This is a genomic window from Streptomyces sp. NPDC016562, from assembly GCF_043076955.1.
Lineage (GTDB): Bacteria > Actinomycetota > Actinomycetes > Streptomycetales > Streptomycetaceae > Streptomyces.
The window spans coordinates 383,228-404,958 of record NZ_JBIBRZ010000001.1; the positions used below are offsets into that span (position 1 = coordinate 383,228).

General features: G+C 73.3%; 22 protein-coding genes. 9 read left to right on the forward strand and 13 right to left on the reverse strand.

Annotated elements, in window-relative coordinates:
• Positions 1 to 35: 35 nt before the first annotated feature.
• Positions 36 to 431 (forward strand): DUF6479 family protein, encoded by a 396-nt coding sequence (locus ACF059_RS01720; protein WP_392050044.1) that lies wholly within the window; start codon positions 36 to 38, stop codon positions 429 to 431.
• An 86-nt stretch (positions 432 to 517) separates the two neighbouring features.
• Here ACF059_RS01720 and ACF059_RS01725 read toward each other — a convergent pair whose 3' ends face one another.
• On the reverse strand, positions 518 to 1,447 hold the full coding sequence (locus ACF059_RS01725; protein ID WP_392052977.1) for an ATP-dependent DNA ligase: 930 nt from the start codon (positions 1,445 to 1,447) through the stop codon (positions 518 to 520).
• Positions 1,447 to 2,331, reverse strand: a complete 885-nt coding sequence (gene ligD / locus ACF059_RS01730; RefSeq protein ID WP_392050047.1) for a non-homologous end-joining DNA ligase — start codon at positions 2,329 to 2,331, stop codon at positions 1,447 to 1,449. The genes ACF059_RS01725 and ligD overlap by 1 nt, the downstream gene beginning before the upstream one ends.
• A gap of 36 nt (positions 2,332 to 2,367) precedes the next feature.
• On the opposite strand from ligD, the gene ACF059_RS01735 reads away from it, so the two are divergent.
• Complete coding sequence (locus ACF059_RS01735; protein WP_392050050.1) at positions 2,368 to 3,471, forward strand: Ku protein; 1,104 nt, start codon at positions 2,368 to 2,370, stop codon at positions 3,469 to 3,471.
• 136 nt (positions 3,472 to 3,607) lie between these two features.
• Here the strand turns inward: ACF059_RS01735 and ACF059_RS01740 are convergent, their stop codons facing one another.
• A complete protein-coding gene (locus ACF059_RS01740) occupies positions 3,608 to 4,408 on the reverse strand; it encodes a nuclease-related domain-containing protein (protein WP_392050053.1) in 801 nt (266 codons plus the stop codon).
• Between the two features lie 218 nt (positions 4,409 to 4,626).
• Here ACF059_RS01740 and ACF059_RS01745 point away from each other — a divergent pair, with 218 nt between their 5' ends.
• The 3 genes from ACF059_RS01745 (at position 4,627) to ACF059_RS01755 (ending at position 7,467) form a co-directional block, all read left to right on the forward strand.
• Entirely contained in the window at positions 4,627 to 5,259 is a 633-nt protein-coding gene (locus ACF059_RS01745) for a hypothetical protein (RefSeq protein WP_392050056.1), read from the forward strand.
• Between the two features lie 136 nt (positions 5,260 to 5,395).
• Positions 5,396 to 6,205 carry a hypothetical protein gene (locus ACF059_RS01750; RefSeq protein WP_392050059.1) on the forward strand — a complete coding sequence of 270 codons (810 nt, stop codon included), beginning with the start codon at positions 5,396 to 5,398 and terminating at the stop codon, positions 6,203 to 6,205.
• A gap of 74 nt (positions 6,206 to 6,279) precedes the next feature.
• Positions 6,280 to 7,467 (forward strand): histidine kinase dimerization/phospho-acceptor domain-containing protein, encoded by a 1,188-nt coding sequence (locus ACF059_RS01755; RefSeq protein ID WP_392052979.1) that lies wholly within the window; start codon positions 6,280 to 6,282, stop codon positions 7,465 to 7,467.
• Between the two features lie 119 nt (positions 7,468 to 7,586).
• Here the strand turns inward: ACF059_RS01755 and ACF059_RS01760 are convergent, their stop codons facing one another.
• The 3 genes from ACF059_RS01760 to ACF059_RS01770 form a co-directional block, all read right to left on the reverse strand.
• Positions 7,587 to 7,856, reverse strand: a complete 270-nt coding sequence (locus tag ACF059_RS01760; protein ID WP_392050062.1) for a hypothetical protein — start codon at positions 7,854 to 7,856, stop codon at positions 7,587 to 7,589.
• A 10-nt stretch (positions 7,857 to 7,866) separates the two neighbouring features.
• The gene (locus ACF059_RS01765) at positions 7,867 to 8,580 is read right to left on the reverse strand and encodes a helix-turn-helix domain-containing protein (RefSeq protein ID WP_366865091.1); all 714 of its coding nucleotides are present in this window, start codon (positions 8,578 to 8,580) and stop codon (positions 7,867 to 7,869) included.
• A 142-nt stretch (positions 8,581 to 8,722) separates the two neighbouring features.
• Positions 8,723 to 9,655, reverse strand: coding sequence for a diiron oxygenase (locus ACF059_RS01770; protein WP_361938612.1), 933 nt, complete (start codon positions 9,653 to 9,655; stop codon positions 8,723 to 8,725).
• Positions 9,656 to 9,822: 167 nt separating this feature from the next.
• On the opposite strand from ACF059_RS01770, the gene ACF059_RS01775 reads away from it, so the two are divergent.
• Positions 9,823 to 10,929 (forward strand): ferritin-like domain-containing protein, encoded by a 1,107-nt coding sequence (locus ACF059_RS01775; protein WP_392050065.1) that lies wholly within the window; start codon positions 9,823 to 9,825, stop codon positions 10,927 to 10,929.
• Positions 10,930 to 10,970: 41 nt separating this feature from the next.
• Here ACF059_RS01775 and ACF059_RS01780 read toward each other — a convergent pair whose 3' ends face one another.
• Positions 10,971 to 12,431 (reverse strand): penicillin-binding transpeptidase domain-containing protein, encoded by a 1,461-nt coding sequence (locus tag ACF059_RS01780; RefSeq protein WP_392050068.1) that lies wholly within the window; start codon positions 12,429 to 12,431, stop codon positions 10,971 to 10,973.
• The gene (locus ACF059_RS01785) at positions 12,428 to 13,798 is read right to left on the reverse strand and encodes an FtsW/RodA/SpoVE family cell cycle protein (protein WP_392050071.1); all 1,371 of its coding nucleotides are present in this window, start codon (positions 13,796 to 13,798) and stop codon (positions 12,428 to 12,430) included. The genes ACF059_RS01780 and ACF059_RS01785 overlap by 4 nt, the downstream gene beginning before the upstream one ends.
• Before the next feature lie 95 nt (positions 13,799 to 13,893).
• On the opposite strand from ACF059_RS01785, the gene ACF059_RS01790 reads away from it, so the two are divergent.
• The 3 genes from ACF059_RS01790 to ACF059_RS01800 all read left to right on the forward strand — a co-directional run bounded on the left by ACF059_RS01790 (position 13,894) and on the right by ACF059_RS01800 (position 16,026).
• Positions 13,894 to 14,301, forward strand: coding sequence for a DUF6325 family protein (locus ACF059_RS01790; RefSeq protein WP_361938620.1), 408 nt, complete (start codon positions 13,894 to 13,896; stop codon positions 14,299 to 14,301).
• Entirely contained in the window at positions 14,301 to 14,729 is a 429-nt protein-coding gene (locus ACF059_RS01795) for a hypothetical protein (RefSeq protein WP_392050074.1), read from the forward strand. The genes ACF059_RS01790 and ACF059_RS01795 overlap by 1 nt, the downstream gene beginning before the upstream one ends.
• A 106-nt stretch (positions 14,730 to 14,835) precedes the next feature.
• On the forward strand, positions 14,836 to 16,026 hold the full coding sequence (locus tag ACF059_RS01800) for an NlpC/P60 family protein (RefSeq protein WP_392050077.1): 1,191 nt from the start codon (positions 14,836 to 14,838) through the stop codon (positions 16,024 to 16,026).
• Here ACF059_RS01800 and ACF059_RS01805 read toward each other — a convergent pair.
• The 5 genes from ACF059_RS01805 to ACF059_RS01825 are packed head-to-tail and all read right to left on the reverse strand — an operon-like array spanning position 15,948 to position 21,651.
• Positions 15,948 to 17,237 carry a styrene monooxygenase/indole monooxygenase family protein gene (locus tag ACF059_RS01805; RefSeq protein WP_392050080.1) on the reverse strand — a complete coding sequence of 430 codons (1,290 nt, stop codon included), beginning with the start codon at positions 17,235 to 17,237 and terminating at the stop codon, positions 15,948 to 15,950. The genes ACF059_RS01800 and ACF059_RS01805 overlap by 79 nt on opposite strands.
• A 59-nt stretch (positions 17,238 to 17,296) precedes the next feature.
• Entirely contained in the window at positions 17,297 to 17,929 is a 633-nt protein-coding gene (locus ACF059_RS01810) for an ATP/GTP-binding protein (protein WP_392050083.1), read from the reverse strand.
• Complete coding sequence (locus ACF059_RS01815; RefSeq protein WP_360888306.1) at positions 17,910 to 18,299, reverse strand: DUF742 domain-containing protein; 390 nt, start codon at positions 18,297 to 18,299, stop codon at positions 17,910 to 17,912. Before ACF059_RS01815 ends, ACF059_RS01810 begins: the two co-directional genes overlap by 20 nt.
• Positions 18,296 to 18,781 carry a roadblock/LC7 domain-containing protein gene (locus ACF059_RS01820; protein ID WP_366865103.1) on the reverse strand — a complete coding sequence of 162 codons (486 nt, stop codon included), beginning with the start codon at positions 18,779 to 18,781 and terminating at the stop codon, positions 18,296 to 18,298. Before ACF059_RS01820 ends, ACF059_RS01815 begins: the two co-directional genes overlap by 4 nt.
• Entirely contained in the window at positions 18,778 to 21,651 is a 2,874-nt protein-coding gene (locus ACF059_RS01825; RefSeq protein ID WP_392050086.1) for a nitrate- and nitrite sensing domain-containing protein, read from the reverse strand. Before ACF059_RS01825 ends, ACF059_RS01820 begins: the two co-directional genes overlap by 4 nt.
• Between the last annotated feature and the right edge of the window lie 80 nt (positions 21,652 to 21,731).

The window sequence follows — 21,731 nt, forward strand, 5'->3', positions numbered from 1 at the left end:
CGCATATTGGGGCTTAGTGCGGGAAAATGGTCGGTATGGACATGATCCTGAGTGTGGACCCGGTCCTCACCGACATCGCGTGGTTCCTGGTCGTCGGCCTGGTCGTCGTCGCCCTGCTGCTCGGGGGCTTCAAGCTGGGGCAGCGGGTGCGGGCCAAGGAGCCGCCGCCGCCGACCACCGAGGAGCAGCCGCACCTGCCCGACGGCGGGGCCGTCCACGAGGTCCGCGAGGAGCGGGACCCGGTGGAGTTCCCCGAGGGCGGTCTGAGGCCGCACGAGATGCAGGGCTACGGGAACTTCGGTTCCACCACCTCCACCCATCCGGACGACGTCCGGGCGGAGCGGGAGTCCGGGTACGAGCAGGTGGAGGGCCCGGGTCCGCACCCGCAGCCGGGGGCTCCCCCGGACGCCGGGCGCGGTGCGCACGCCTGAGGACCTGAAGACCTACAGATCCTTCGACCTCCGTAGTCTCCGGCCCCCCCTAGCCTCCGGCCCTCTGATCCGCGCCCCCGCGCGGGTCAGAGGGCCGTTTTGAGTCGGAGCACCTCCGGTGGCGGGTGGCGGGTCGACGTGTGGCGGACTTCCGCCGTCAGGGGTGGGTCGAGGGGGTGGAAGGGGACTTCACCCAGTCCGATGGCCGTGACCGTGGCCGGCGGGCCGGCCGTCGGGGTGCGTGGGGCGGCCGTACGCGAGGCCGCGCCTGACGTCGACGTCGTACGCGCCGCCAGTTCCGCCGCCACCTCTGCGCGCACGGCCCCGGTCAGCGGGCTCGACACGAGCGGGGTCTGGTCGCCCACCGGCAGGACCAGCACCAGGGCGAGCGGGCGGCGCGCGGTGCCGGTGTAGCCCACCACCGCCGCGTCGCGGACGTCCGTGTGCCGCAGCTTCTGCCAGCCCCGCCGGCCGGCCGGGTAGGCCTGGTCCAGGCGCTTGATGACCAGGCCCTCGACGCCGTTGGCCGGCAGGGTCTCGTACCAGGTGGCGGCCAGTTCCGGGTCCGTGGTCATCGGGACCGGCTGGAGGGGCGGGCCGAGCGGGAGGAGGAGGTCGACGAGCAGCGCGCGGCGGCGCTCGTACGGGCGGCCGCGTACGTCGAGCCCGGCCAGTTCCAGCACGTCGAAGGCGGCGTACGAGGCCGGCAGGCTCTGCGCGAGCACCGCGGCCCGGGCCGCCGTGGCCGCCGCCCGCCGCTGTACGAGCGCGAAGTCCGTACGGCCCGCGTGCCAGACCACCACTTCGCCGTCGAGCACCGTCCCGGCGGGCAGGTGCAGGGCGGCCGCCGCCAGGTCGGGGAAGGCGCTGGTCACGATGCGGCCCGAGCGGGCCTGCAGGACGACGTCCTCCTCCGTGCGCAGGACGACGAGGCGGTGCCCGTCGAACTTCGGCTCGTACGCCAGCCCCGCCCCGCGCGGCAGGGTGCGTACGGGCGCGGCCAGCGCGACCCGGATCACGGCAGCCGTCCCGCCAGGTCAAGGTCGAGCAGGGTGCCGAAGAGGTCGCCGTCGCGGGCCAGCCGCGGCGGGATGTCGTCGGCGAGGAAGACCAGGTCGTCCGGGGTCCGGCAAGCCGACACCTCCTCCCAGGAGACGGGCGCGGAGACGGTCGGCCGGGCCCGCGCGCGCAGGGTGTAGGGGGCGGCGGTGGTCTTGGCGGCGGCGTTCTGGCTGTGGTCGACGAAGACCTTGCCGGGGCGCAGCGCCTTGGTCATGCGGTGGACGACGAGGCCGGGGAGCTCGCGTTCGGCCTCCTGGGCGAGGAGCTTCGCGTACGCGGACACCCGCGCGGACGGGGTCGGCTCCAGCGGTGCGGCCAGGTGCACGCCCTTGGAGCCGGAGGTCTTGGCGCAGGCGTGCAGGCCGTCGGCGGCGAGCCGGTCGCGCAGCCAGAGGGCTACGGCGCAGCACTCGACGGCGGTGGCGGGCGGACCGGGGTCGAGGTCCAGGATCAGGCGGTCGGCGACGGCGGGGCGGCCGGCGGGCCACTGGGGGGTGTGGAACTCGACGACGAGGTTGGCGGCCCACATGAGGGAGGGCAGGTCGGCGACGACGACCTGTTCGGCGGAGGGTTCGTCGGAGCGGGGCACGGGGGTGGTCTTCACCCAGTCGGGTGTGCCGGGCGGCGGATTCTTGGTGAAGAAGAGCTGGCCCTGCGGTCCGTCGGGATAGCGCAGGAAGGACACCGCCCGGTCGTGGACGTGGGCGAGGAGGGTGTCGGCGACGGTGGCGTAGTAGTGGAGCACCTCGCCCTTGGTGAAACCGGTCTCCGGGTACAGGACCTTGTCGAGGTTGCTGAGCGCGATGCGACGGCCCTCCACCAAAGTGATCGGCGTCATACGATGAGATTGCCACGAAACGGGAGGAACCGGGCTATGCGATCCATCTGGAACGGCGCGATCTCCTTCGGTCTGGTCAGCATTCCGATCAAGCTCGTGAACGCCACCGAGAGCCACTCGATCTCCTTCCGGCAGATCCACCTCGGCGACGGCGGGCGCATCCGCTACCGCAAGGTGTGCGAGCTCGACGGCGAGGAAGTGTCGAGCGCCGAGATCGGCAAGGGGTACGAGGAGGCGGACGGGTCGATCATCCCGATCACCGACGAGGACCTGGCGCAGCTGCCGATCGCCACCGCCAAGACGATCGAGATCATGTCGTTCGTCCCGGCGGAGGAGATCGACCCCTTGCAGATGGACGCGGCGTACTACCTGGCGGCGAACGGGCCGACGGCGGCGAAGCCGTACACGCTGCTGCGGGAGGCGCTGAAGCGGAGCCGGAAGGTCGCGATCGCCAAGTACGCGCTGCGGGGGCGGGAGCGGCTGGGGATGCTGCGGGTCGTCGACGACGTGATCGCGATGCACGGGCTGTTGTGGCCGGACGAGATCCGGGTGCCGGAGGGGGTGGCGCCGGAGGCGGACGTATCGGTACGGGAGGCCGAACTCGACCTGGCGGACGCGCTGATGGCCACGCTCGGCGAGGTGGAGATGTCCTCGCTGCACGACGACTACCGGGACGCCGTGGAGGCGTTGATCGCGGCGAAGGCGGGTGGGGCGTTCGAGCCGACGGAGCCTGTGGTGGAGCCGGCCGGTGGGCAGGTGATCGACCTGATGGCGGCGCTGGAGAAGAGTGTGCGGGCGGCGAAGGAGTCTCGGGGGGAGGGGGTGGGGGCGGCCGGGGCGGCCGAGGTGGAGGCCGAGGCCGAGGTTACGCCGATGCGGCGGAAGGCGGGGCGGGGCGGTGCGGGGGCGAGGGCGGGGGCGGCTGCGCCGAAGGCGGTGGGCGGGAAGAAGTCGACGGCGGCGTCGGCCAAGAAGACTGCGGCTTCGGCCGCTTCGAAGAAGAAGACCACTACGGCCGCCAAGGGGACGAAGTCGGCCAAGTCGGGGGGTGCGGCGGCCAAGTCCACTTCTGCCTCCGCCAAGAAGGCGGCCTCGGGCGCGAAGAAGGCGGCTGCGCCGCGGAAGCGGTCGTCTGCCTGACGGCTCCTGACGGGGTGTCGGGGCGGCGGGGCGGCGGGGTGTGCCTGCGGCGCTGCTCCCCGCCCCGCCCTTCCACCGTTCCCTGGGGCTCCGCCCCAGACCCCGCTCCTCAAACGCCGGAGGGGCTGGACAGTGGTTAACGGCGGAGCCAGGTTCTTGTGTCGCGGGCCAACGTGAACAGGGCTTCGATGTCCGGGGGGTGGAGGGTGGTGGGGGCATGTGTGAGGTGTGGGGTGGCTGTTGGGGGGTGGAGGACGTGGATGTCGCGGAGCGTGGGGGCCACGTCGATGCGGGAGGCGTCCGGCAGGGCCAGGGCCGGGGTGACCGTCGCGCTCAGGGTGCGGCCGGCGGCGGCCGCCGCGCGGCGGGTCCAGCGGGGGTCCGGGCGGGGGTCCGTACGGCCGACGGTCAGCAGGAGGTCGCCGACCACCGCGCGCTGACGACGGCCCGGGACCGTGCGGACGCAGAAGATCCCGGCCGGGCCGATGAGCAGGTGGTCGATGCGGCCGAAGCCGGGGAGCGGAACGCAGTGCAGGACCCGCCAGCCCTCCGGCTCCAGGGCGTCGAAGGCGTCGCCCATCCGCTGCCGGGCGGTCAGTTCCTGGCGCATGCGGTGCCGCGCGCGGCTTCCCGCCGGGGCGTGGGTCAGCTCCCCCAGTAGCGTCTCGCCGGGGCGGTTCGGGGCCAGGTCCGCGTCCGGCGGGAGGGCGAGGCGCCGCAGGTCGGCGGCCGTGGGGACCGGCGGCGGGCCGATCGAGACGGCGCCGGTCAAGTACGGGCGCAACGCCGCCAGGACCGCCTCACGGTGATCGTCCGCGAGGACGCTGATCCGGTTGGCCTGCCGGTCGTACCAGGCCACCGCCTGCCCGTCGGGCAGGTTGACGTACAGCCGGCCACGGCCGGGCCGGCCGCTCGGCAGCACCTTGAGTCCGCGCATCGCCCTCACCCCCGCCGTCCATGGGAGCAGCCGGGACCTCGCAGGGCAATCCCTCGGTTGTGTAACGACTCCGACGGGACGTTGCCGCTTCGCTGTTACACATCCGGCGCTCCGCCGCAACGGCCGGCGCCTAGGTTCATCCACGTAGCCGTCCACTGTCCCGCCCCGGACCGTCCCCACTCCGGACCTCTCAGCCCACCAGTACGGAAGGACTTCCCGTGAGCACCGTCAGCCGCCGCACTCTCGTTCGCGCCGCCGCCGTGGCCGCATGTGCCGGAAGTCTGCTGGCGCTGCCCACCGCCGCCGCCCTGGCCGAGGGGGTGCCGGCGGCCTCGTCCGCGCATTCCGCGGCCCCGCAGCGGGTCCTGGTCAAGAGCCTCGCCCTCGCCGACGGGGTGTCGACGGCGAAGGTCTACCGCACGGCCAAGGGGGCCTACCAGGCCGACATCCTGACCGCCGCGGGCGACAAGGCCGTCACCCTGACGAGCCGTGACGGGATCACCGCCGTCGGTACCGCCGGGGACCTGCACGCCACGCTGGATTCCGACGGGCGGCTGACCTCCTGGATGGGCGAGGTCCCCGCGGCGGGCGCCGACCACTCGGTCCCGGGCACCGACGGGCACAAGACCGGGACCCGCGACGGCCACGTCGTCCCGGCCACGGCCCAGCGCCAGACGGGGGCCGACCGGCGCGAGGTCGCGACCGGGTCCGAGGACGCGCAGCGCCTGAGCACGCTGGCCGACGGCCCCGGCGAGGGCGTGCTGCTGCTCGCGGCGGGCGGAGCCATCGCGGCCGTCGGCGCCGCCGGGCTCGGCTTCGCGATGCTGCGCCGCGGGCGCACCGACAGCTGACAGGCCGCCGAGCGACCGGTCAGCGGCTCGCCCGGCGCGGCCGCGCCGTCGACCGGGGAAAAGGGATGTACCTGTGCATAGGGTTGGCGCGATCGACCGATCGTCGTCCAGCGCGGACAGAAGGGCACAAGGGGCCGTGACCAGGTTTCGCTTCCGTGCGGCCGCGCTCCACGGCCTGCCGACCCACGCCCTGCCGGCCCTCGCTCTGCTGGCGCCGCTCGCCCTGGTGACGGGCTGCGGGAACACCGGCGGGCTGGTCGCCGCCGGGGCCACGCCGACTGCGAGCGGGCCCGTACACCTGTGGCCGGACCGCCGGGGGGCGACCGTACCGCCCGCCGATCCGGGTGGGGCGCCGCCCGAGTACATCCAGGGGATCCCGCCGGTCCGGGACCAGGACGTGCACGCCGTCGATCCGGTGGCCCTCGTCCAGGCGGAGCTGCGGGCCCGCCCGGGGGCGGAGGTCGGCACGGACGGGATGCCTCCCGAGACCGCCGCCGCGATTCAGGCGTGCGGGGAGGACGAGGACGAGGAGCCCGGGTCGTGCCCGGTGCTCAAGCCGTACTACCGGGACCTCACGGGCAACGGTACGGACGAGCTGATCGTCGGCATCGAGTTCCCCGACAAGATGATGTCCGTACGGGTGTACACGGCCGACCCGGACGGGCGGCTCAACCGGATCATGGCGACCACGGAGACCGTCATCTCGGTGGAACTGGCCGCACGGGACGTGATCCTGCGGGTGCCCAGCGGGAACCACGGCTACGAGCTGATCACCGCCTGGTCCTGGGACGAGAAGCAGCTCACCATGCTGCCGACGCGCGAGCAGATCGTACGGGTGCCCGGCAATCCGAAGCCGGCGCTCACGAAGCCCTCGCGCACTGCCCCGCCCTCGGCTTCCACGGCTCCCACGGCTCCGGCGGCTTCCACGGCTCCGAGCGCCCCGTGAGACCGCGGCTGCGGCTCCGGCCGCCCGCCTGGACCGCCACGCTGACCTGGAAGTCGGCGTGCTTCATCGTGGTGATGTGCTGCTCGCTGGCCGCCGTACTGGGTGCGCTCGTGCACGTGGAGGTGACCCGCCAGACGGTGGCCACGGCGCGGGAGAAGGCCCTCGGCAAGCTGCACGACGCGTCGCGCGCCTACGAGGCGGGCGAGGCCCTGCCGCCCGACGCGGGGCTGGATCCCGTGGGGCTGCCGCCCGATCTGCGGGCCCTGGCCGTGGGCGGGCAGCGCGCGACGGTGGTGGCGGACTACCGGGGCCGGCCCACGATGTGGGCGGCGGCGCCGGCGGACGGGCGCGCGCTGGCGGCCGCCGTCGACTACGGGCAGAGCGCGCGCACGATCAGCGGGCTGGACAACGCGATCATCGGCTCGTCCGTCCTGGCGATCGGCGGGACGCTGCTGGTGGGCGCGTTCGCGGTGACCCGGGTGACGCGGCGGCTGCACCAGACGGCGACCGTCGCGCGGCGGATCACCCAGGGCGATCTGGACGCGCGGGTGGGAGACCCGCGGACGAAGGACCCCTCGCGGCACCAGGACGAGGTGGCGACGGTGGCCGGGGCGCTGGACACGATGGCGGGGAGCCTGCAGGCGAAGCTGGAGAGCGAGCGGCGGTTCACGGCGGACGTGGCGCACGAGCTGCGTACGCCGCTGACGGGGTTGCAGGCGGCGTCGGAGCTGTTGCCGGAGAGCCGGCCGACGGAGCTGGTGCGCGAGCGGGTCCGGACGATGCGGCAGCTGACGGAGGACCTGCTGGAGATCTCGCGGCTGGATTCGGGCAGCGAGGTGGTGGAGAGCGACCTGCACCAGCTGGGGCGGCTGGTACGGCGGGTGGTGCGGGCGTCGGGGACGGACACGGAGGTGGTGGTCGTCCGGGACGCGCACGTGGAGACGGACCGGCGGCGGCTGGAGCGGGTCCTGGGGAACCTGGTGGCCAACGCGCACAAGCACGGGCGGGCGCCGGTGGTCCTGACGGTGGACGGGCCGGTGGTGACGGTACGGGACCACGGGGACGGCTTCCCCGCCTACCTGCCGGCGCACGGCCCGCAACGCTTCCGCAGCGGCGGCAAGGGCCACGGCCTCGGCCTGACGATCGCCGTGGGCCAGGCCCGGGTGATCGGCGCCCGACTGGAGTTCCGGCAGGCGCGGGGCGGCGGCGGCCTCGCGGTACTGACCCTCCCGGCTGCGTCGTCCAGCCCCGCCGACGCATAAGACGGGACCCGGGGCCGGGCCGCAGGGTCAAGCCCGGGCCGAGCCCGAGGTCAGGCCCGGGCCGACCCGGCGGTCACGCCCGGGCCGACCCGGCGGTCACACCCGGGCCGGCCCAGCGCTCACGCCCGCGGGGTCTTCGTCCAGGGCCAGCGCGGTCTGGGTTTGGTGCCCGTGGGGCGGTGGAGGTATTTCCAGCCCTGTTGGAGGCCCAGGCGCTTGGAGTAACCCGCCGGGACGCGTTCGTAGAGGAGGACCGTCGGCGGACCGCCGTCCTGCGACGGGACCGGGATCTCGTACCACTTCGGGGGGTGGCCGGTCGGGCCGAGGAGGATCGGGAGGACCCGGCCGTCCATCGGGCCGCCCTCGAACGGGGTCGGTTCGCTTCTCACCCCACCAGTGTCACAGCAGGTGGGCCGCCTCGGAGACCACCGGTATCACGCGGCGGGCCAGGACCCCGACCGGCCCGTCCGCCGATTCCAGGGCGAGGGCGGCGCGGGCGGCCGCGGCCGTCTCCGGGTCCGTGGCGGCGGTGGCCGTCAGCAGGGCGATGAACTGGTCCAGCAGCCAGTCCCGCAGGGTGTCGGTCTGCGGTTGCTTGCCCTCGTCGATCCAGATGAGGGAGGCCGCCTCGACCGCCGTGATCCACGTACGGACCATCATGCGCAGCCGGGGGCCCGGGGCCGGGACACCGAGGTGGAAGAGGATCTGCTCCGCGGCGGCCCGGCGGATGCCGTCGACCGTGGCCGTCGTGCGGGAGGTCTCGACGACGCTGCCGCCCTGGAGGAGGGCGGCGAAGCCGGCGTCGTGCTCGTCGACGAAGGCGAGGTAGCGGTCCAGGGCCCGGGAGAGGCGCTGGGTCAGGGGGCCGTACTGGGGCTCCGCGAAGCAGAGCTTGAGGACGTCGGCCGCCGAGCGCAGGGCGGCCTCGTACAGCTGCTGTTTCCCGCCAGGGAAGTAGCGGTAGACGAGCGGGCGGGAGACCCCGGCGGCCTCGGCGACGTCGTCCAGCGAGACCTCCTCCGGCGCCCGGTGCGCGAACAGCGAGAGGGCGGCGTCGAGGAGTTGGGCTCGCCGCTCCTCGACGCTCAGCCTGCGGTAGGCGCGTACGGTCATGTCCGCAGGGTAGCCCCACGCAGGGCGCGCGCGGCCTTCTCTTTCCGATCGGCCCCGCGGGCGCAGGGCCGGCCTGACGCGACGCCCGGCCCGGTCCGAAAGAAAGACCGCAGCGCGGGGACGACCCGACGGCCGGGGCGCGCTACGCCAGGAGGCCCGAGCTCTGCCACAGCTTGCGGCCGACTCCCCGCAGGACGCCTATGTCGTCGAGGAAGTCGGTGAGCCGCTTCGCGCCGCTCTGCATGACCTCCCGGCGGTGGCCGCTCGCCCGGACCTGGGCGACGGCTTCGCGGCGGTCGAGGCCGACGTGGTCGTAGACGGCCGGGTTCACGAAGGCGAGCGAGAAGACGCGCGCGGCCTCGCCGCAGCTGATGCGGGTGAGCTCCTGCTCCCAGCGCGGCGCGGTCAGCATCTGGCGGCGCAGTTCCTCGCGGGCGTAGCGGACGTGCCGGGCCTCCTCGATCACGTGGATGCGGGTGACCCCGCGGATCAGCGGCTGGACGCGCTCGTCCGGGAAGGTCAGGCGCTGCATCCAGTCGAGGATCTCCTCGCCGAGGAGGGTGCAGGCGAAGGAGCCGGGGGTGGTGGAGATGGTCTTCAGCACCCGCGCGAGGTTGTGGTTGAGGCGGGAGACCGGGTACGCGGGGGCGCCGGACTTCTGGATCATCCGGGCGAACATCATCGAGTGGCGGCACTCGTCGGCGATCTCGGTCAGGGCGTAACGGACGTGATTGCTGGTCAGGGACTTGTCGTAGATGTGACGGACCAGCAGCTGCATCAGGATGATCTCGAACCAGATGCCGAGCGAGCCGAGCGCCGCGGCCTCGTGGCGGGAGAGGTCGATGCGCTGCTCCTCCCCCATTTTCCGCCAGAGCGGGGTGTCGTAGAGGGAGAGCAGCTCCGGCGGCCAGTAGTACTTGCCTTCGACGAGTGGGGCTTCCCAGTCGAGTTCCTTGTCGGGGTCGAAGGAGTGCTTGGCCGAGGATTCGAGCAGGCGCTCGGCGATCTGCTCACGGTCCTTGAGCAGGCCGAGGGCGTCCCTGAGCGCGGCTCGTTCGGTCGGCACGGTCGTCATGGCGGGGACACCTCGTCATCGGGTTTCCGGCGGTCACCAGTTATGAGACTGCTTGTCAGCAAGGCCGTCAATCCCCCGCGCACGACTTGTTGACCCGGCGTCTACCAACGTGTGACCCTGCCAACTATCCGGTCCCACACCGCAGTACGTGAGACGAGGGGGCGTCAATGTCGACGCACGAGCTCTACACCACCCACCCGCGCGAGGCCGTCTGGCAGGTGCCCGCCACCGGCTCCGCCCGCTTCAGCTGGGAATACGACGACGGCCGCGAGCGGCTCCTCGCCCTGTACCAGAAGGGCAAGGACAAACAATGGGACGGCGCCAAGCGCATCGACTGGGGCATCGAGGTGGATCCCTTCAATCCGCTCGGCACCCCGGACGAGGCCCTGACGCTGTACGGGACACGGCACTGGGCCAAGCTCACCGAGAAGGACAAGGGCGAGCTGCGCCGGCACTACGCCTCCTGGAACTTCAGCCAGTTCCTGCACGGTGAGCAGGGCGCGATGGTGTGCGCCGCCCGCATCGTCGAGTCCGTGCCGGACCTCGACGCGAAGTTCTACTCCGCCACCCAGACCATGGACGAGGCACGGCACGCCGAGATCTTCGGGCGCTTCCTGCACGAGAAGGTCGGGATGCTCTACCCGGTCAACGACAGCCTCCGGGCGCTGCTCGGCGACACCCTGCGCGACGCGCGGTGGGACATGCCGTACCTGGGCATGCAGGTGCTCATCGAGGGGCTCGCGCTGGCCGCGTTCGGCATGATCCGCGACACGACCGACAAGCCGCTGCCGAAGCAGATCCTGGCGTACGTGATGCAGGACGAGGCCCGGCACGTGGCATTCGGGCGGATGGCCCTGCGCGACTACTACAAGCAGCTGACGGACGCCGAGCGGCGCGAGCGCGAGGAGTTCGTGATCGAGGGCTGCTACCTGATGCGGGACCGCTTGCGCGGGGTGGAGGTGCTGGAGAACTTCGGCATCCCGAAGAAGGAGGCGGAGCAGTACAGCGAGGAGGCCGAGTTCCTCCAGCTGTTCCGCAAGCTGCTCTTCAGCCGGATCGTGCCGTGCGTGAAGGACATCGGGCTCTGGGGCGAGCGGCTCCAGCGGGCGTATCTGGACATGGGCGTCTTCGACATGGGCGACTCGAACCTGGACCTGCTGATGAGCCAGGACGAGGAGATCGCCGAGGCCCTGGACCGGGAACGGTTCGCGGCCGAGGAGGCGGAGCGGGTGGCGGAGGTCGAGGCGGCGATCTCGGACGGCGCCGACGCGTAGCCGGGCGGCTGCGGGAGCCGCAGCGGGAACGGGCCGCGCCGTCAGCGCGTGGCCAGGGCCGCTTCCATGACCGCCCGCGCGATCGGTGCGGCGGCCAGGTTCCCGCTGATGTCCCCGCGGTCCGCGGCCGCGTCCTCGACCACCACGGCCACCGCGACCGACGGCACCGCCTCGCCCTCCGCCTTGGCCCAGGCGATGAACCACGCGTACGGGGTCCCCGCGTTGCCGACGCCGTGCTGCGCGGTGCCGGTCTTGCCGCCGACCACCGCGCCGGGGATCGCCGCGTTCCGGCCCGTGCCGTTCTCCACGACCTTCACCATCAGCTCCTGGAGGCGCAGCGCGGTGACCGGGCTCATCGCCCGGCCCAGGCTGCGCTGGCTGCCGCGACGGACCGGGGAGCCGTTGTCCTGGGTCGTGCGCTCCACCAGGTAGGGAGCCTTCAGCTCACCGCCGTTGGCGACCGCGGCCGCCACCATCGCCATCTGCAGCGGTGTGGCCTTGGTGTTGAACTGGCCGATCGAGGACAGGGCCAGCTGGTCCTGGCTCATGTCGGTGTCGAAGTTCGACCGGGACACCCACGAGGGGACCCGCAGCCCGTCGCCGTTGAAGCCGAAGCGCCGCGCCGCCTCCACCATGCCGCGCAGCCCGACCTGCACGCCGATCTTGGCCATCACCGTGTTGCAGGACCACTGCACCGCGTCGGCCATCGAGGCGTCCTCGCAGCCCGTGCCCGCGTTCGGCAGCAGGGTGCTGGTCCCGGGCAGCGGGTACGGGTCGGGGGTCCGGGTCGGCGCGTCCACGTCGGAGACCACGCCCGCGTCGAGGGCGGCCGCCGCCGTCACGATCTTGAAGGTGGACCCGGGCGGGTAGGTCTCGCGCAGCGCCCGGTTGAGCATCGGCCGGGCCGGGTCCGCGTTCAGCGCGGCCCAGGCCTCCTTCACCTTCTCGCCCGTGCCGGAGAGCACGGAGGGGTCGTAGGAGGGACTGCTGACCAGGGCGAGGATCTTCCCGGTGGCCGGTTCCACGGCGGCCACCGCCCCGCGCTTGCCCGCGAGCCCGACGTACGCGGCCGTCTGCATGCCGGAGCGGACGGTGGTGACGGCGTTCCCGCCGGCCGGGCGGCCGCGGGCCAGGTCGTACCAGAGCGGGAAGGCGGAGAGCCCCGGGTCGGTGCCCGACAGGAGCGCGTCTTCGGCCCGTTCCACGAAGCTGGTCCCGTACGTCTGGGAGGAGAAGCCGGTGACGGGCGCATAGAGCGGGCCGTTCTCGTACGTCCGTTCGTAGCGCAGCAGCTGGCCGCTGTCGCGGGAGCCCGTGACGGGGCGGCCGTCGACCAGGATGTCCCCGCGGGGCTGCGCGTAGCGCTCGATGGCGGGGCGCTTGTTGGCCGGGTTCGCGCCGTAGCCGGCCGACTCCCAGACCTGTACGCGGGTGATGTTGACCAGCAGGGCGACGAGCAGGGCCGCGCAGAAGTACGCGCACCAGCGGATGTAGCGGATCACTCGGCCGGCTCCTGTGCGGGGCGGGGTCTGCGGGCGCTGTCGCTGAGCCGGACCAGCAGGGCGACGATGATCCAGTTGGTGACGACGGAGGAGCCGCCCTGCGCCAGGAAGGGCATGGCCATGCCGGTGAGCGGGATCAGCCCGGTGACTCCGCCCGCGATGACGAAGACCTGGAGGGCGACGATCGATGCGAGCCCGGTGGCCAGCAGCCGCCCGAACGGGTCCCGCAGCGACAGCCCGGCGCGGAAGCCGCGGGCCACGAGGAGCCCGTAGAGGAGCAGGATCGCGGTGAGGCCGACGAGCCCGAGCTCCTCGCCGGCGGTGGCGAGGACGAAGTCCGACTTGGCGGCGAAGCCGATGAGGAAGGACTGGCCGTGGCCGAGCCCGGCGCCGAGCAGGCCGCCGGCGCCGAAGGCGAAGAGGGACTGGGCGAGCTGGCCGGGGCCTTCGCCGCGCTCGATGGACGCGAAGGGATTCAGCCAGTCCTCCACGCGGCTGTGCACGTGCGGCTCGAACGTCCCGACGGCGTACGCGCCGACGGCGGCGAGCAGCAGCCCGATCGCGATCCAGCCGATCCGCCCGGTGGCCGTGAACAGCATGATCACGAACAGGCCGAAGAACAGCAGCGAGGTCCCCAGGTCCCGCTCCAGGACCAGTACGCCCACGCTGAGCAGCCAGATCGCGAGGATCGGGCCGAGCACCCGGCCGGGAAGGAGGCGCAGCTTCCAGAAGAGCCGGCGGCCGGTGAGCGCGAGGGCGGTGCGGTTCGCGGCGAGGTACGCGGCGAAGAAGACGGCGAGCAGGATCTTGGCGAACTCCCCCGGCTGGAAGGACAGTCCCGCGAACCGGATCCAGATGTGCGCGCCGTTGACCGCCGGGAAGAAGACGGGCACCAGCATCAGGACCAGGGCGGCGGCCACGGAGAGGTACGCGTAGCGCTGCAGGACGCGGTGGTCGCGCAGCAGCGCGACGACCGCGACGAAGAGCGCCAACCCGAGCCCGGACCACAGGAGCTGGTCCCCGGCGGTGAGGTGGGCGGGCGTGGTCGCGTCGAGCCGCTGGATGAGGACGAGTCCGAGCCCGTTGAGCAGGACGGCGATCGGGAGCACGAGGGGGTCGGCGTACGGGGCCCTGAGCCGGACGGCGAGGTGCGCGATCAGGGCGGCCGCGGCGAGGCCGGCGGCGTAGCGGGCGGCGGAGCCGGGGACGTGCCCGGCGGTCGCGAGGCCGACGTGGAGGTGACCGAGGACGGCGATCAGGACGGCTCCGGCGAGGAGCGTCAGCTCGACGCCGCGGCGCATGGGGGCGCGGGCGTCGGGAGGCGGGGGCGGGGCGGGCTCCGTCACCTTCGCCGTCAGAGCGGTCATACGGCAAACGTAGCAAGCCGGCGGATGGTATGTCCGCTTATGTCATAGTGTGCCGAAGAGTCGTCAGAAACGGTCGCAATCAGGAGCCGAGCCTTATGGGACCTGTGGAATTCATCGTCCTCGCCTTTCCCGAGGAGCAGCTGCGGGTCCAGGCGGTCGAGGCGGTGATGGGGCTGCGCAAGGCCGGGGTGGTCCGGCTGATCGACGGTCTCCTCGCGACGAAGACGGCGGCGGGCGAGGTGCTGGCGGCCGAGTTCGACGAGTTCGTCGAACTGCACGGGCTGCTGACGGGGCGGGACGTGGCACGGCTGATCGGGCCGGAGGACGTGCAGGAGGCCGCGGGGCTGCTGGAGCGCGGGAGCTGCGCGCTGCTGCTGGTGGTCGAACACGTGTGGGCCGAGGACGCGGCGATCGCCGTACGGGCGGCGGGCGGGCGGATCGTCGGCTCGGTCCGCATCCCGCTGGACCGGATGGCCTCGGACCCGCGGACGGGGGTGGCGTGATGTTCATCCGACCGGTGGGCGTGACGGTCCGCTCGGCGGACCGCCCTGCGGGCCGTCCGCTGCTCCAGGGCCTGCTGGCCCGGGCGGCGGGATCCGCGCAGGGAGTGGTGGCGGACCAGCCCCGGCACGGGGTGCGGTGGCGGCCGGCGGAGCGGATCGAGCGGGCCGAACCGAGGCGCGAGCCGGAGCCGGAGTTGGAGCCTGAGCTGGAACCGGAGCCCGAGCCGGACCTGGAGCCCGAGCCGGAGCCCGGGGAATGGTTGGAGGCCGGCTTCTCGGAGTTCCCTCCACCGGGGGAACCGTCAGGCGGACCGGCGCCCCGGACGGGCCTGGCGGCGGAGCTGACCCAACTGGCCGTCCTCGCCCGCGAGGGCCTGCTCACCCCGGAGGAGTTCGCGTCGGCCAAGGCGCGCCTGCTGCGGGATTGAAAGCTGTACCCCCAACCGGGTGGCCGGCGCGCGACCCCTGACCCGCCTGGGCGATTTGTCATATCGCTCGTGGCAGCATCGGGCGTCTCGTCCCGGAGGTGATCGCATGTCACATCGGCCGCTTCGCGCCGCCTGTATCGCCGCAGTGCTCCTCGTCGCCGGGCCGGCTCCGGACGCCGGCGCCGAGCCGGGGCTGCCCGAAACGGAGTCCGTGGGGGTCCTGCTCACCCGTCTGCAGGGGCTCTACCAGAAGGCCGAGGAGGCCACCGAGGCCTACAACGCCACCGAGGAGGCCCTCAAGTCCGGCCAGGTCGAGGAGCGGCAGCGCGCCACCGAGCTCGGTCAGGCCCGTACCGCCCTGGCGTCCGAGAAGGCCCTCGCCGGGCGGCTGGCCCGGGAGCAGTACCAGGCCACGCGAGGCCTGTCCCCCTACGCCCGGATGCTGCTCGCGGGCGACCCCCAGGCCGCCCTGGACCAGCGTCGGCTCGTCGCCCGCGAGGGCGCCCGGCGGGCCGGCGTACTGGACCGGCTCCGGCGCGGCGAGCGGGAGGCCGACGTGCTCGCCGTGCGGGCCCGCAAGGTGCTGGACACCCAGCAGGCCCTGGCCGCCCGGCGCAAGCGTCACCAGGAGGAGGTCTCCGCACAGCTCAAGGAGGTCGAGCGGGTCCTGGCCTCGCTGACCCCGGAGCAGCTGGCGCGGATCGGTGCGAAGGAGGCCGAGGACACGGCCGCGGCGCAGCGCGACCTGGTGGACTCCGGCCGCCTGCCGGCCCGTACCGGGACGCCCACGGCGGCGGGCGGCGCGGCCCTCACGTACGCGGCCGCCCAGATCGGCAAGCCGTACGTGTGGGGCGCCGAGGGGCCAGGGTCCTTCGACTGCTCCGGGCTCACCTCGCAGGCGTGGGCGCACGGGGGGCGGGTCATCCCGCGGACCAGCCAGGAGCAGTGGGCCCGGCTGCCGAAGGTGCCGCTGGACCAGCTGCGGCCCGGGGACCTGGTGGTCTACTTCCCCAAGGCCACCCATGTGGGCCTGTACGTCGGAGACGGCAAGGTGATCCAGGCGCCGCGGCCGGGGGCGAAGGTCAAGCTCTCGCCGATCGCCGCGAATCCGCTGCTCGGGGCCGTGCGGCCGGATCCCGACGGGACCCCGCTGACGGAGTTCACCCTTCCGCCGCTGCCCGCGGACGCCGGGGCGGCGACGGAAGGGGACGACGCCGGTTACTCCGCCGAGGAGGCCCCGGAGGAGGCGGAGTCCTCGGGCGCGGCGCCCGCGGCCGAGGAGACCTCCGCCAGGTAGTCCGCCGCGTCCTCGGGGTCGTAGAAGTACGCGTCGAAGTCGGCCGGGTTGTCGAAGCCGTTGGCGAATCGGTTCGCCACCGGCTGGAGCTGCCCGGCCGCGCCGATCAGGTTCAGGACGTGCTCCGGCGGGACGCCCAGCATCGCGTTCGTCCACTGGGTCACCGGCTTGCCGGTGGTGAACCAGAACTTCTCGAAGGTCGCCTTCATCCACGCCTCGTCGAACGGCTTGTCGCCGTGCATCAGGATCGAGGAGAGGTAGGAGGCCGCGCACTTGGCGGCGGTGTTCGCGCCCTGGCCGGTGACCGGGTCGTTGGACACGACCACGTCCGCGACGCCCAGCACCAGCCCACCGCCCGGCAGGCGGCCGATCGGGTTGCGGACCACCGGCGCGTAACGGCCGGCGAGCGTGCCGCCTGCGTCCGTCAGCTCCACCTTCGTGGCCCGCGCGTACTCCCAGGGCGTGAACTTCTCCATCAGTTCCAGCGTGAGCGCCAGGTGCTCCCCCGGGTCCTTGACGCCGGTGAAGACGTCCAGCGGACCGCCCGGGATGCCCTCCCAGAACAGGATGTCCGCGCGCCCGGAGGTCGTCAGGGTGGGCATGACGAACAGTTCGCCGACACCCGGGACCAGGTTGCAGCGGACGGCCTCCGTCTGCGGGTGTTCGGGGCGCGGCCCGAGCCCGTGCACGTAGGAGACGGCCAGCGCGCGCTGCGGGGCGTCGTAGGGGGAACGCGCCGCGTCCCGCCCGAACATCGAGACCAGCTCGCCCTTGCCGGCGGCGACCAGCACCAGGTCGTACGTACGGGAGAAGAAGTCCAGGTCGGCGACGGAGGCGCCGTGGACGACCAGTTGTCCGCCGCGCTGTACGAAGGTGTCCAGCCAGCCGGCCATCTTCACGCGCTGGTCGACGGACTGCGCGTACCCCTTGAGGTGGCCCAGCCAGTCGATGGCGCGGGAGGAGTCGGGGGCGGCGACGGAGACGCCGAGGCCCTCGATCTTCGGGGCCTGCTGCTCCCAGAAGTTGATCTGGAGGTCGCGCTCGTGCTGGAGCGCCGTGTCGAACATGACCTGCGTGGACATGACCCGCCCGGTGCGGATCTCGTCCGCCGTCCGGTTGGACATGAGGGTGACCTCGTACCCCTTCGACTGGAGTCCGAGGGCGAGCTGGAGACCGGACTGGCCGGCGCCCACGACAAGTATCTTGCGCATCTCTCACGTTCTCTGTTCGGGGGTGCGGGGTGCGGGGGTGCTGCTGCGTTCGGGCTGCTCTACTCGGGGGTGCTGTCCAGGGCGTGGCCCACCAGGGTCAGCAGGGATTCGACCACCGTCCGGCGGCGCCGCGCGTCCATGATCACGACGGGCACCCCGGGGGCGATGGAGAGCGCCTCGCGGACGTCCTCGGGCTCGTAGGACCGCGAGCCCTCGAAGTGGTTGACGGCGACGACGTACGGGAGTCCGCAGCTCTCGAAGTAGTCGAGGGCCGGGAAGCAGTCGCGCAGCCGGCGGGTGTCGGCCAGCACGATGCCGCCGATGGCGCCGCGCACCAGGTCGTCCCACATGAACCAGAACCGCTCCTGGCCCGGCGTCCCGTACACGTAGAGGACGAGATCGTCGTCGAGGGTGACGCGGCCGAAGTCCATGGCGACGGTGGTGGTGCTCTTCTCCGGCGTCGCGGACAGGTCGTCCGTGGGGGCGCTGGCCTGGGTCATCACCGCCTCGGTGCGCAGCGGGGTGATCTCGGAGACGGAGGAGACGAAGGTGGTTTTGCCGACGCCGAAGCCGCCCGCGACCAGCACTTTGACGGCGACGGGGGCGCGGGAGCGGTCGTACTGCCAGGGCTGGACCGGTTCGTCGTCGGCCTCCGGCAGGGGCACCTGGCTGTCAGAGACGGCGAAGACCACTGAGCACCCTTTCCAGCAGCGCGCGTTCGGGACGGCCCGTGCCGTGGCCCGTCCCGTAGACGCGTATCCGTCCCTGGTCCGCGAGGTCGCTGACGAGTACGCGGACCACGCCGAGCGGCAGCTTCAGCAGCGCGGCGATCTCGGCGATCGTGCGCATGCGGCGGCAGACCTCGACGATGGCGGGCATCTCGGGCATGCGGTCGGGCTTCTGGGGCTCCGACGCCTTGGTGTCCAGGGCGGCGACGAAGGTCTCGACCAGCAGGACGTGCGTGAAGCGGGTGCGGCCGCCCGTGAGGGAGTACGGGCGGACGCGGGCGGGGCGGCGGTCGGCTCCGCGTATCGGCAGCCGGTCGGAGGCCGGACTCCTCACGGGGTGTTCTCCATCGACTGGCGCAGCTCGCTGCGGACTTCGGGGGTCAGGACGTGGCCGGCTCGGCCGACGAACAGGGCCATGTGGTAGGCGACGACGCTCATGTCGCAGTCGGGTGTGGCGTGCACTCCCAGCAGCGAGCCGTCGCTGATGGCCATGACGAAGACGGAGCCGTGCTCCATCGCCACCATGGTCTGCTTGACCGAGCCGGTGTCCATCAGGGCGGCGGCGCCGGTGGTGAGGCTGCCGAGGCCCGACACGATGGTGGCGAGGTCGGCGCAGGCCCCGCGCGGGCCCTTGCGCTCGGGCTGTTGCTCGGCCGCGCCGGTGCCCGCCCCGGGGTCCGAGGACAGGAGCAGCAGCCCGTCCGAGGAGACGACGGCGACGGAGTTGACGCCGGGTACCTCCTCGACCAGGTCGGTCAGCAGCCACTGCAGGTTGCGGGCCTGGGTGCTCAGTCCGTACGTACTGGGCGCGGTCATGTGCGTGCCTCCTGTGCGGTGTCCCCCTGGTCGGTCTTGCTGTGGCCCCGGTCCGGGCCCTGCCCCCGCCCCTGGTCCTGGTCCTGGTCCTGGTCCTGGCCCGGCCGCTGGTCCAGCGCCTGGCCCTGGTCCTGCGCGAACTCGGCGGCGACGACGCGGCGCCCGTCCTGGGCCCCCTGGTAGAAGCCGCCGAGGCGGCGGCGCAGCTCGTCGGCGTCCACGCGGTGCGGGGCGGCGGGCGGTGCCGCGTCAGCGGGCGCGCGGACCGCGGTGACGTTGCGGGGGGTCCGCTTCGGCAGGCCCTTGTCGGTGAGGGCCTCCGGGGCGTGCCCGGGCCGGTCCTGCGCCGCGGCCGGTGTTCCGGCCGATGTCGCGGGCTCCGTCTCGGCGGGGTGGCTGCCCTGGCGGGGGAGCCAGTTCCCCTCGGCGGGGGCGTGGCTGTGCGGGTCCGGCTCCGGCGCGCTCTCCCGTACCTGGAAGGCGCCCGCGTCCGCGTCGGGGACGACCCGGGCGAGCATCTCCTCGACGGGGGCGGCGGCCCCTTCCGGCGCCGGGGCCGGCACGGTGAACACCTGGTCGGCGGGCGGCAGGCCCGCGTCAGCGGCCTGCGCGGCGTCAGGCGCGGCCGTGCCGACGGCGTCGTCGGCGGCGTCGTCGGCGGCGGCGTTCGCCGCGGGCTGCGCCGCAGCCGCGTGGTCCGCCTCCGCGGCAGCCGACGCGGCGGGCACCTCGGCCTCGTGCGCGGCGTGGGCGCCGCGGGGGCGCGACGGCAGCGTGTTCTCGTTCGCCTCCGCGATCACGCCCGGCAGGTGCAGCGCGGGCCCGCCCGGGGTGGCCAGGGTGTGGACCGGCGACATCGGCGGGGCGGCGGGCAGCAGGGACGCCGGTACGACGACCACGGCCTCCGTGCCGCCGTGGCGCGGGGCGCGCAGCTCCGCGGTGACCCCGTGCCGGGCCGCGAGGCGGCCGGCCACGTACAGGCCGAGGCCCAGGCCGTGTTCCGACTCGGGCTCCTCGTCGTACGCCTCGGGCGTCGAGAGCCGGGAGTTCAGCGCTTCCAGCCGGTCCTCGGTGACCCCGATGCCCTCGTCCACGACGGAGAGCACGACGTCACCGGAGTCCAGCAGCCGGCCGGAGACCTTGACCTTGACGTCCGGCGGCGAGAACGTCGTCGCGTTCTCCAGCAGCTCGGCCAGCACGTGGGAGATGTCGTCGGCCGCGTGCCCCGCGACGTGGGTGTACGAGGGCAGCGCCGCGAGGTCGACGCGCTCGTAGCGCTCGATCTCGCTGACGGCGGCCCGCATCACGTCGACCAGCGGCACCGGCAGGCCCTGCCCGTGGCCGTGTTCCTGACCGGCCAGGACCAGCAGGTTCTCGTTGTGGCGGCGCATCACCGTCGCCAGGTGGTCCAGCTTGAAGAGGGTCGCGAGCCGGTCCGGGTCCTGTTCCTTGGACTCCAGCTCCTCGATGACCGCGAGCTGGCGCTCCACCAGGCCCAGGGTCCGCAGCGAGAGGGAGACGGAGGTCGTCGACACGATGCGGCGGTGCTCCTCCAGCCCCGTCCGCAGCTTCGTCAGTTCCTCCTCCAGCACGTCCCGGCTGGAGCTCAGCGCCTCGTTGCGGCCGATGATCCGCCGCCGGTCGGCGTCGAGTCCGGCGATCCGGGTGTGCAGGGAGACCGTCTGGTCGCGCACCGCGTTCAGGTGGCGTACGACCTCGGCGAACTCGTCGTTGCGGCCGGTGAAGCGGACCGGTTCCACCGAGCCCTCCGGCGTCGCCAGCCGCTCCGCGCCGCGGCGCAGGACCGACAGCGGCCGCGTCAGCGACCGCGCCACGGCCGTCGAGACGCCGACGGCGACCAGGAACAGCACGCCCAGCAGGGCGACCAGGGTCTCCAGCCGGGTCACGTCGTCGTCGCGCAGGGAGGCGAGCGCGGTGGCCCGCTGGCCCGCGAGGGTGGACTCCACGGACCGCATGCGGTCGATGCGGGCGGTGAGCGCGGCGCCGACGGTGGGCCCGTCGGCCTTGCGGTCGGCGGCCGTCAGGGTGGGCCGGTCGGTGAGCCGCTTGAGGAAGTCGTCGGCCGTCTTGACCTCGGGGCCGGTGACGGTCGCGGCGAGGGTCTGGCGCACGTCGGGCCGCGCGGCCCGCGCGAAGTCGTCCAGGGCGGCCTGCTCCCGTACGCGCGCACGCTGGGCGGCGGCGGTGAGCTCGTCGACCACGGCGGAGTTGGGGAGCTGCTCACCGCGGGGGACGGCCAGCGCGGCGAGCAGCAGTCCACGGGTGGCCGAGGCCTGTTCCACGGCCTGGCCGAGCGGGGCGAGCGGGCGGGTGGTGCTGAGGGCGGCCCCGGCGCGCGGCGGGGTCAGCTCGGCGAGCCGGTCGCCGGGGGCCTGGAGTTCGGCGATGACGCCCGCGTAGGCCTGGTGGGCGGCGAGGGCGCTGCCCTTGCCGTCGACGGCCTCGCTGCGGACGGCCCGGATGCGGGCGATCGCGCGGGCGGTCTCCTCGTCGGCCTCGGCCTGAACCTCGCCGAGCTGCCGGTCGGTTCGGGCGGCGCGCTCCTGGACGGGCCCCTTGGCGGCGCCGGGCCGGCCCTTGGCGGCGTATTCGACGACGGCGTCGCGCTCGTCCCCGAGCAGGTGCGCGAGGGTGAGGGTCTGCCGGGTGCGTTCCGCGAGGGTGACCAGGCGCTGGGAGTCGTTCAGTTCGGTTGATGCGGAGATGACGGCGGGGCTGCCTGCCGCGAGGACGGTGAGGCCGGCGACGGCCACACCTACGACCAGCCTGCGGCGCACGCGGACGCGGCGTCCTGCGGGGGCCGGGCCGTCGGCGGCGGTGCCGTTCTTCCGAGACCGCTTCTTCTGCACCGGTGCTCGCAATCCTGTACGTGTGCTTCTGCTCGTCTACTCGTGTGGCCGAGGTAACGGCCGGTCAACAAGTAAACGCC

Coding starts and splice junctions, on each gene's coding strand:
- ACF059_RS01720 (WP_392050044.1), top strand. CDS start 36: ATGGACATGATCCTGAGTGTGGACCCGGTCCTCACCGACATCGCGTGG.
- ligD (WP_392050047.1), bottom strand. CDS start 2,331: ATGACGCCGATCACTTTGGTGGAGGGCCGTCGCATCGCGCTCAGCAAC.
- ACF059_RS01735 (WP_392050050.1), top strand. CDS start 2,368: ATGCGATCCATCTGGAACGGCGCGATCTCCTTCGGTCTGGTCAGCATT.
- ACF059_RS01740 (WP_392050053.1), bottom strand. CDS start 4,408: ATGCGCGGACTCAAGGTGCTGCCGAGCGGCCGGCCCGGCCGTGGCCGG.
- ACF059_RS01755 (WP_392052979.1), top strand. CDS start 6,280: ATGTGCTGCTCGCTGGCCGCCGTACTGGGTGCGCTCGTGCACGTGGAG.
- ACF059_RS01765 (WP_366865091.1), bottom strand. CDS start 8,580: ATGACCGTACGCGCCTACCGCAGGCTGAGCGTCGAGGAGCGGCGAGCC.
- ACF059_RS01770 (WP_361938612.1), bottom strand. CDS start 9,655: ATGACGACCGTGCCGACCGAACGAGCCGCGCTCAGGGACGCCCTCGGC.
- ACF059_RS01775 (WP_392050065.1), top strand. CDS start 9,823: ATGTCGACGCACGAGCTCTACACCACCCACCCGCGCGAGGCCGTCTGG.
- ACF059_RS01785 (WP_392050071.1), bottom strand. CDS start 13,798: ATGACCGCTCTGACGGCGAAGGTGACGGAGCCCGCCCCGCCCCCGCCT.
- ACF059_RS01790 (WP_361938620.1), top strand. CDS start 13,894: ATGGGACCTGTGGAATTCATCGTCCTCGCCTTTCCCGAGGAGCAGCTG.
- ACF059_RS01795 (WP_392050074.1), top strand. CDS start 14,301: ATGTTCATCCGACCGGTGGGCGTGACGGTCCGCTCGGCGGACCGCCCT.
- ACF059_RS01800 (WP_392050077.1), top strand. CDS start 14,836: ATGTCACATCGGCCGCTTCGCGCCGCCTGTATCGCCGCAGTGCTCCTC.
- ACF059_RS01805 (WP_392050080.1), bottom strand. CDS start 17,237: ATGCGCAAGATACTTGTCGTGGGCGCCGGCCAGTCCGGTCTCCAGCTC.
- ACF059_RS01820 (WP_366865103.1), bottom strand. CDS start 18,781: ATGACCGCGCCCAGTACGTACGGACTGAGCACCCAGGCCCGCAACCTG.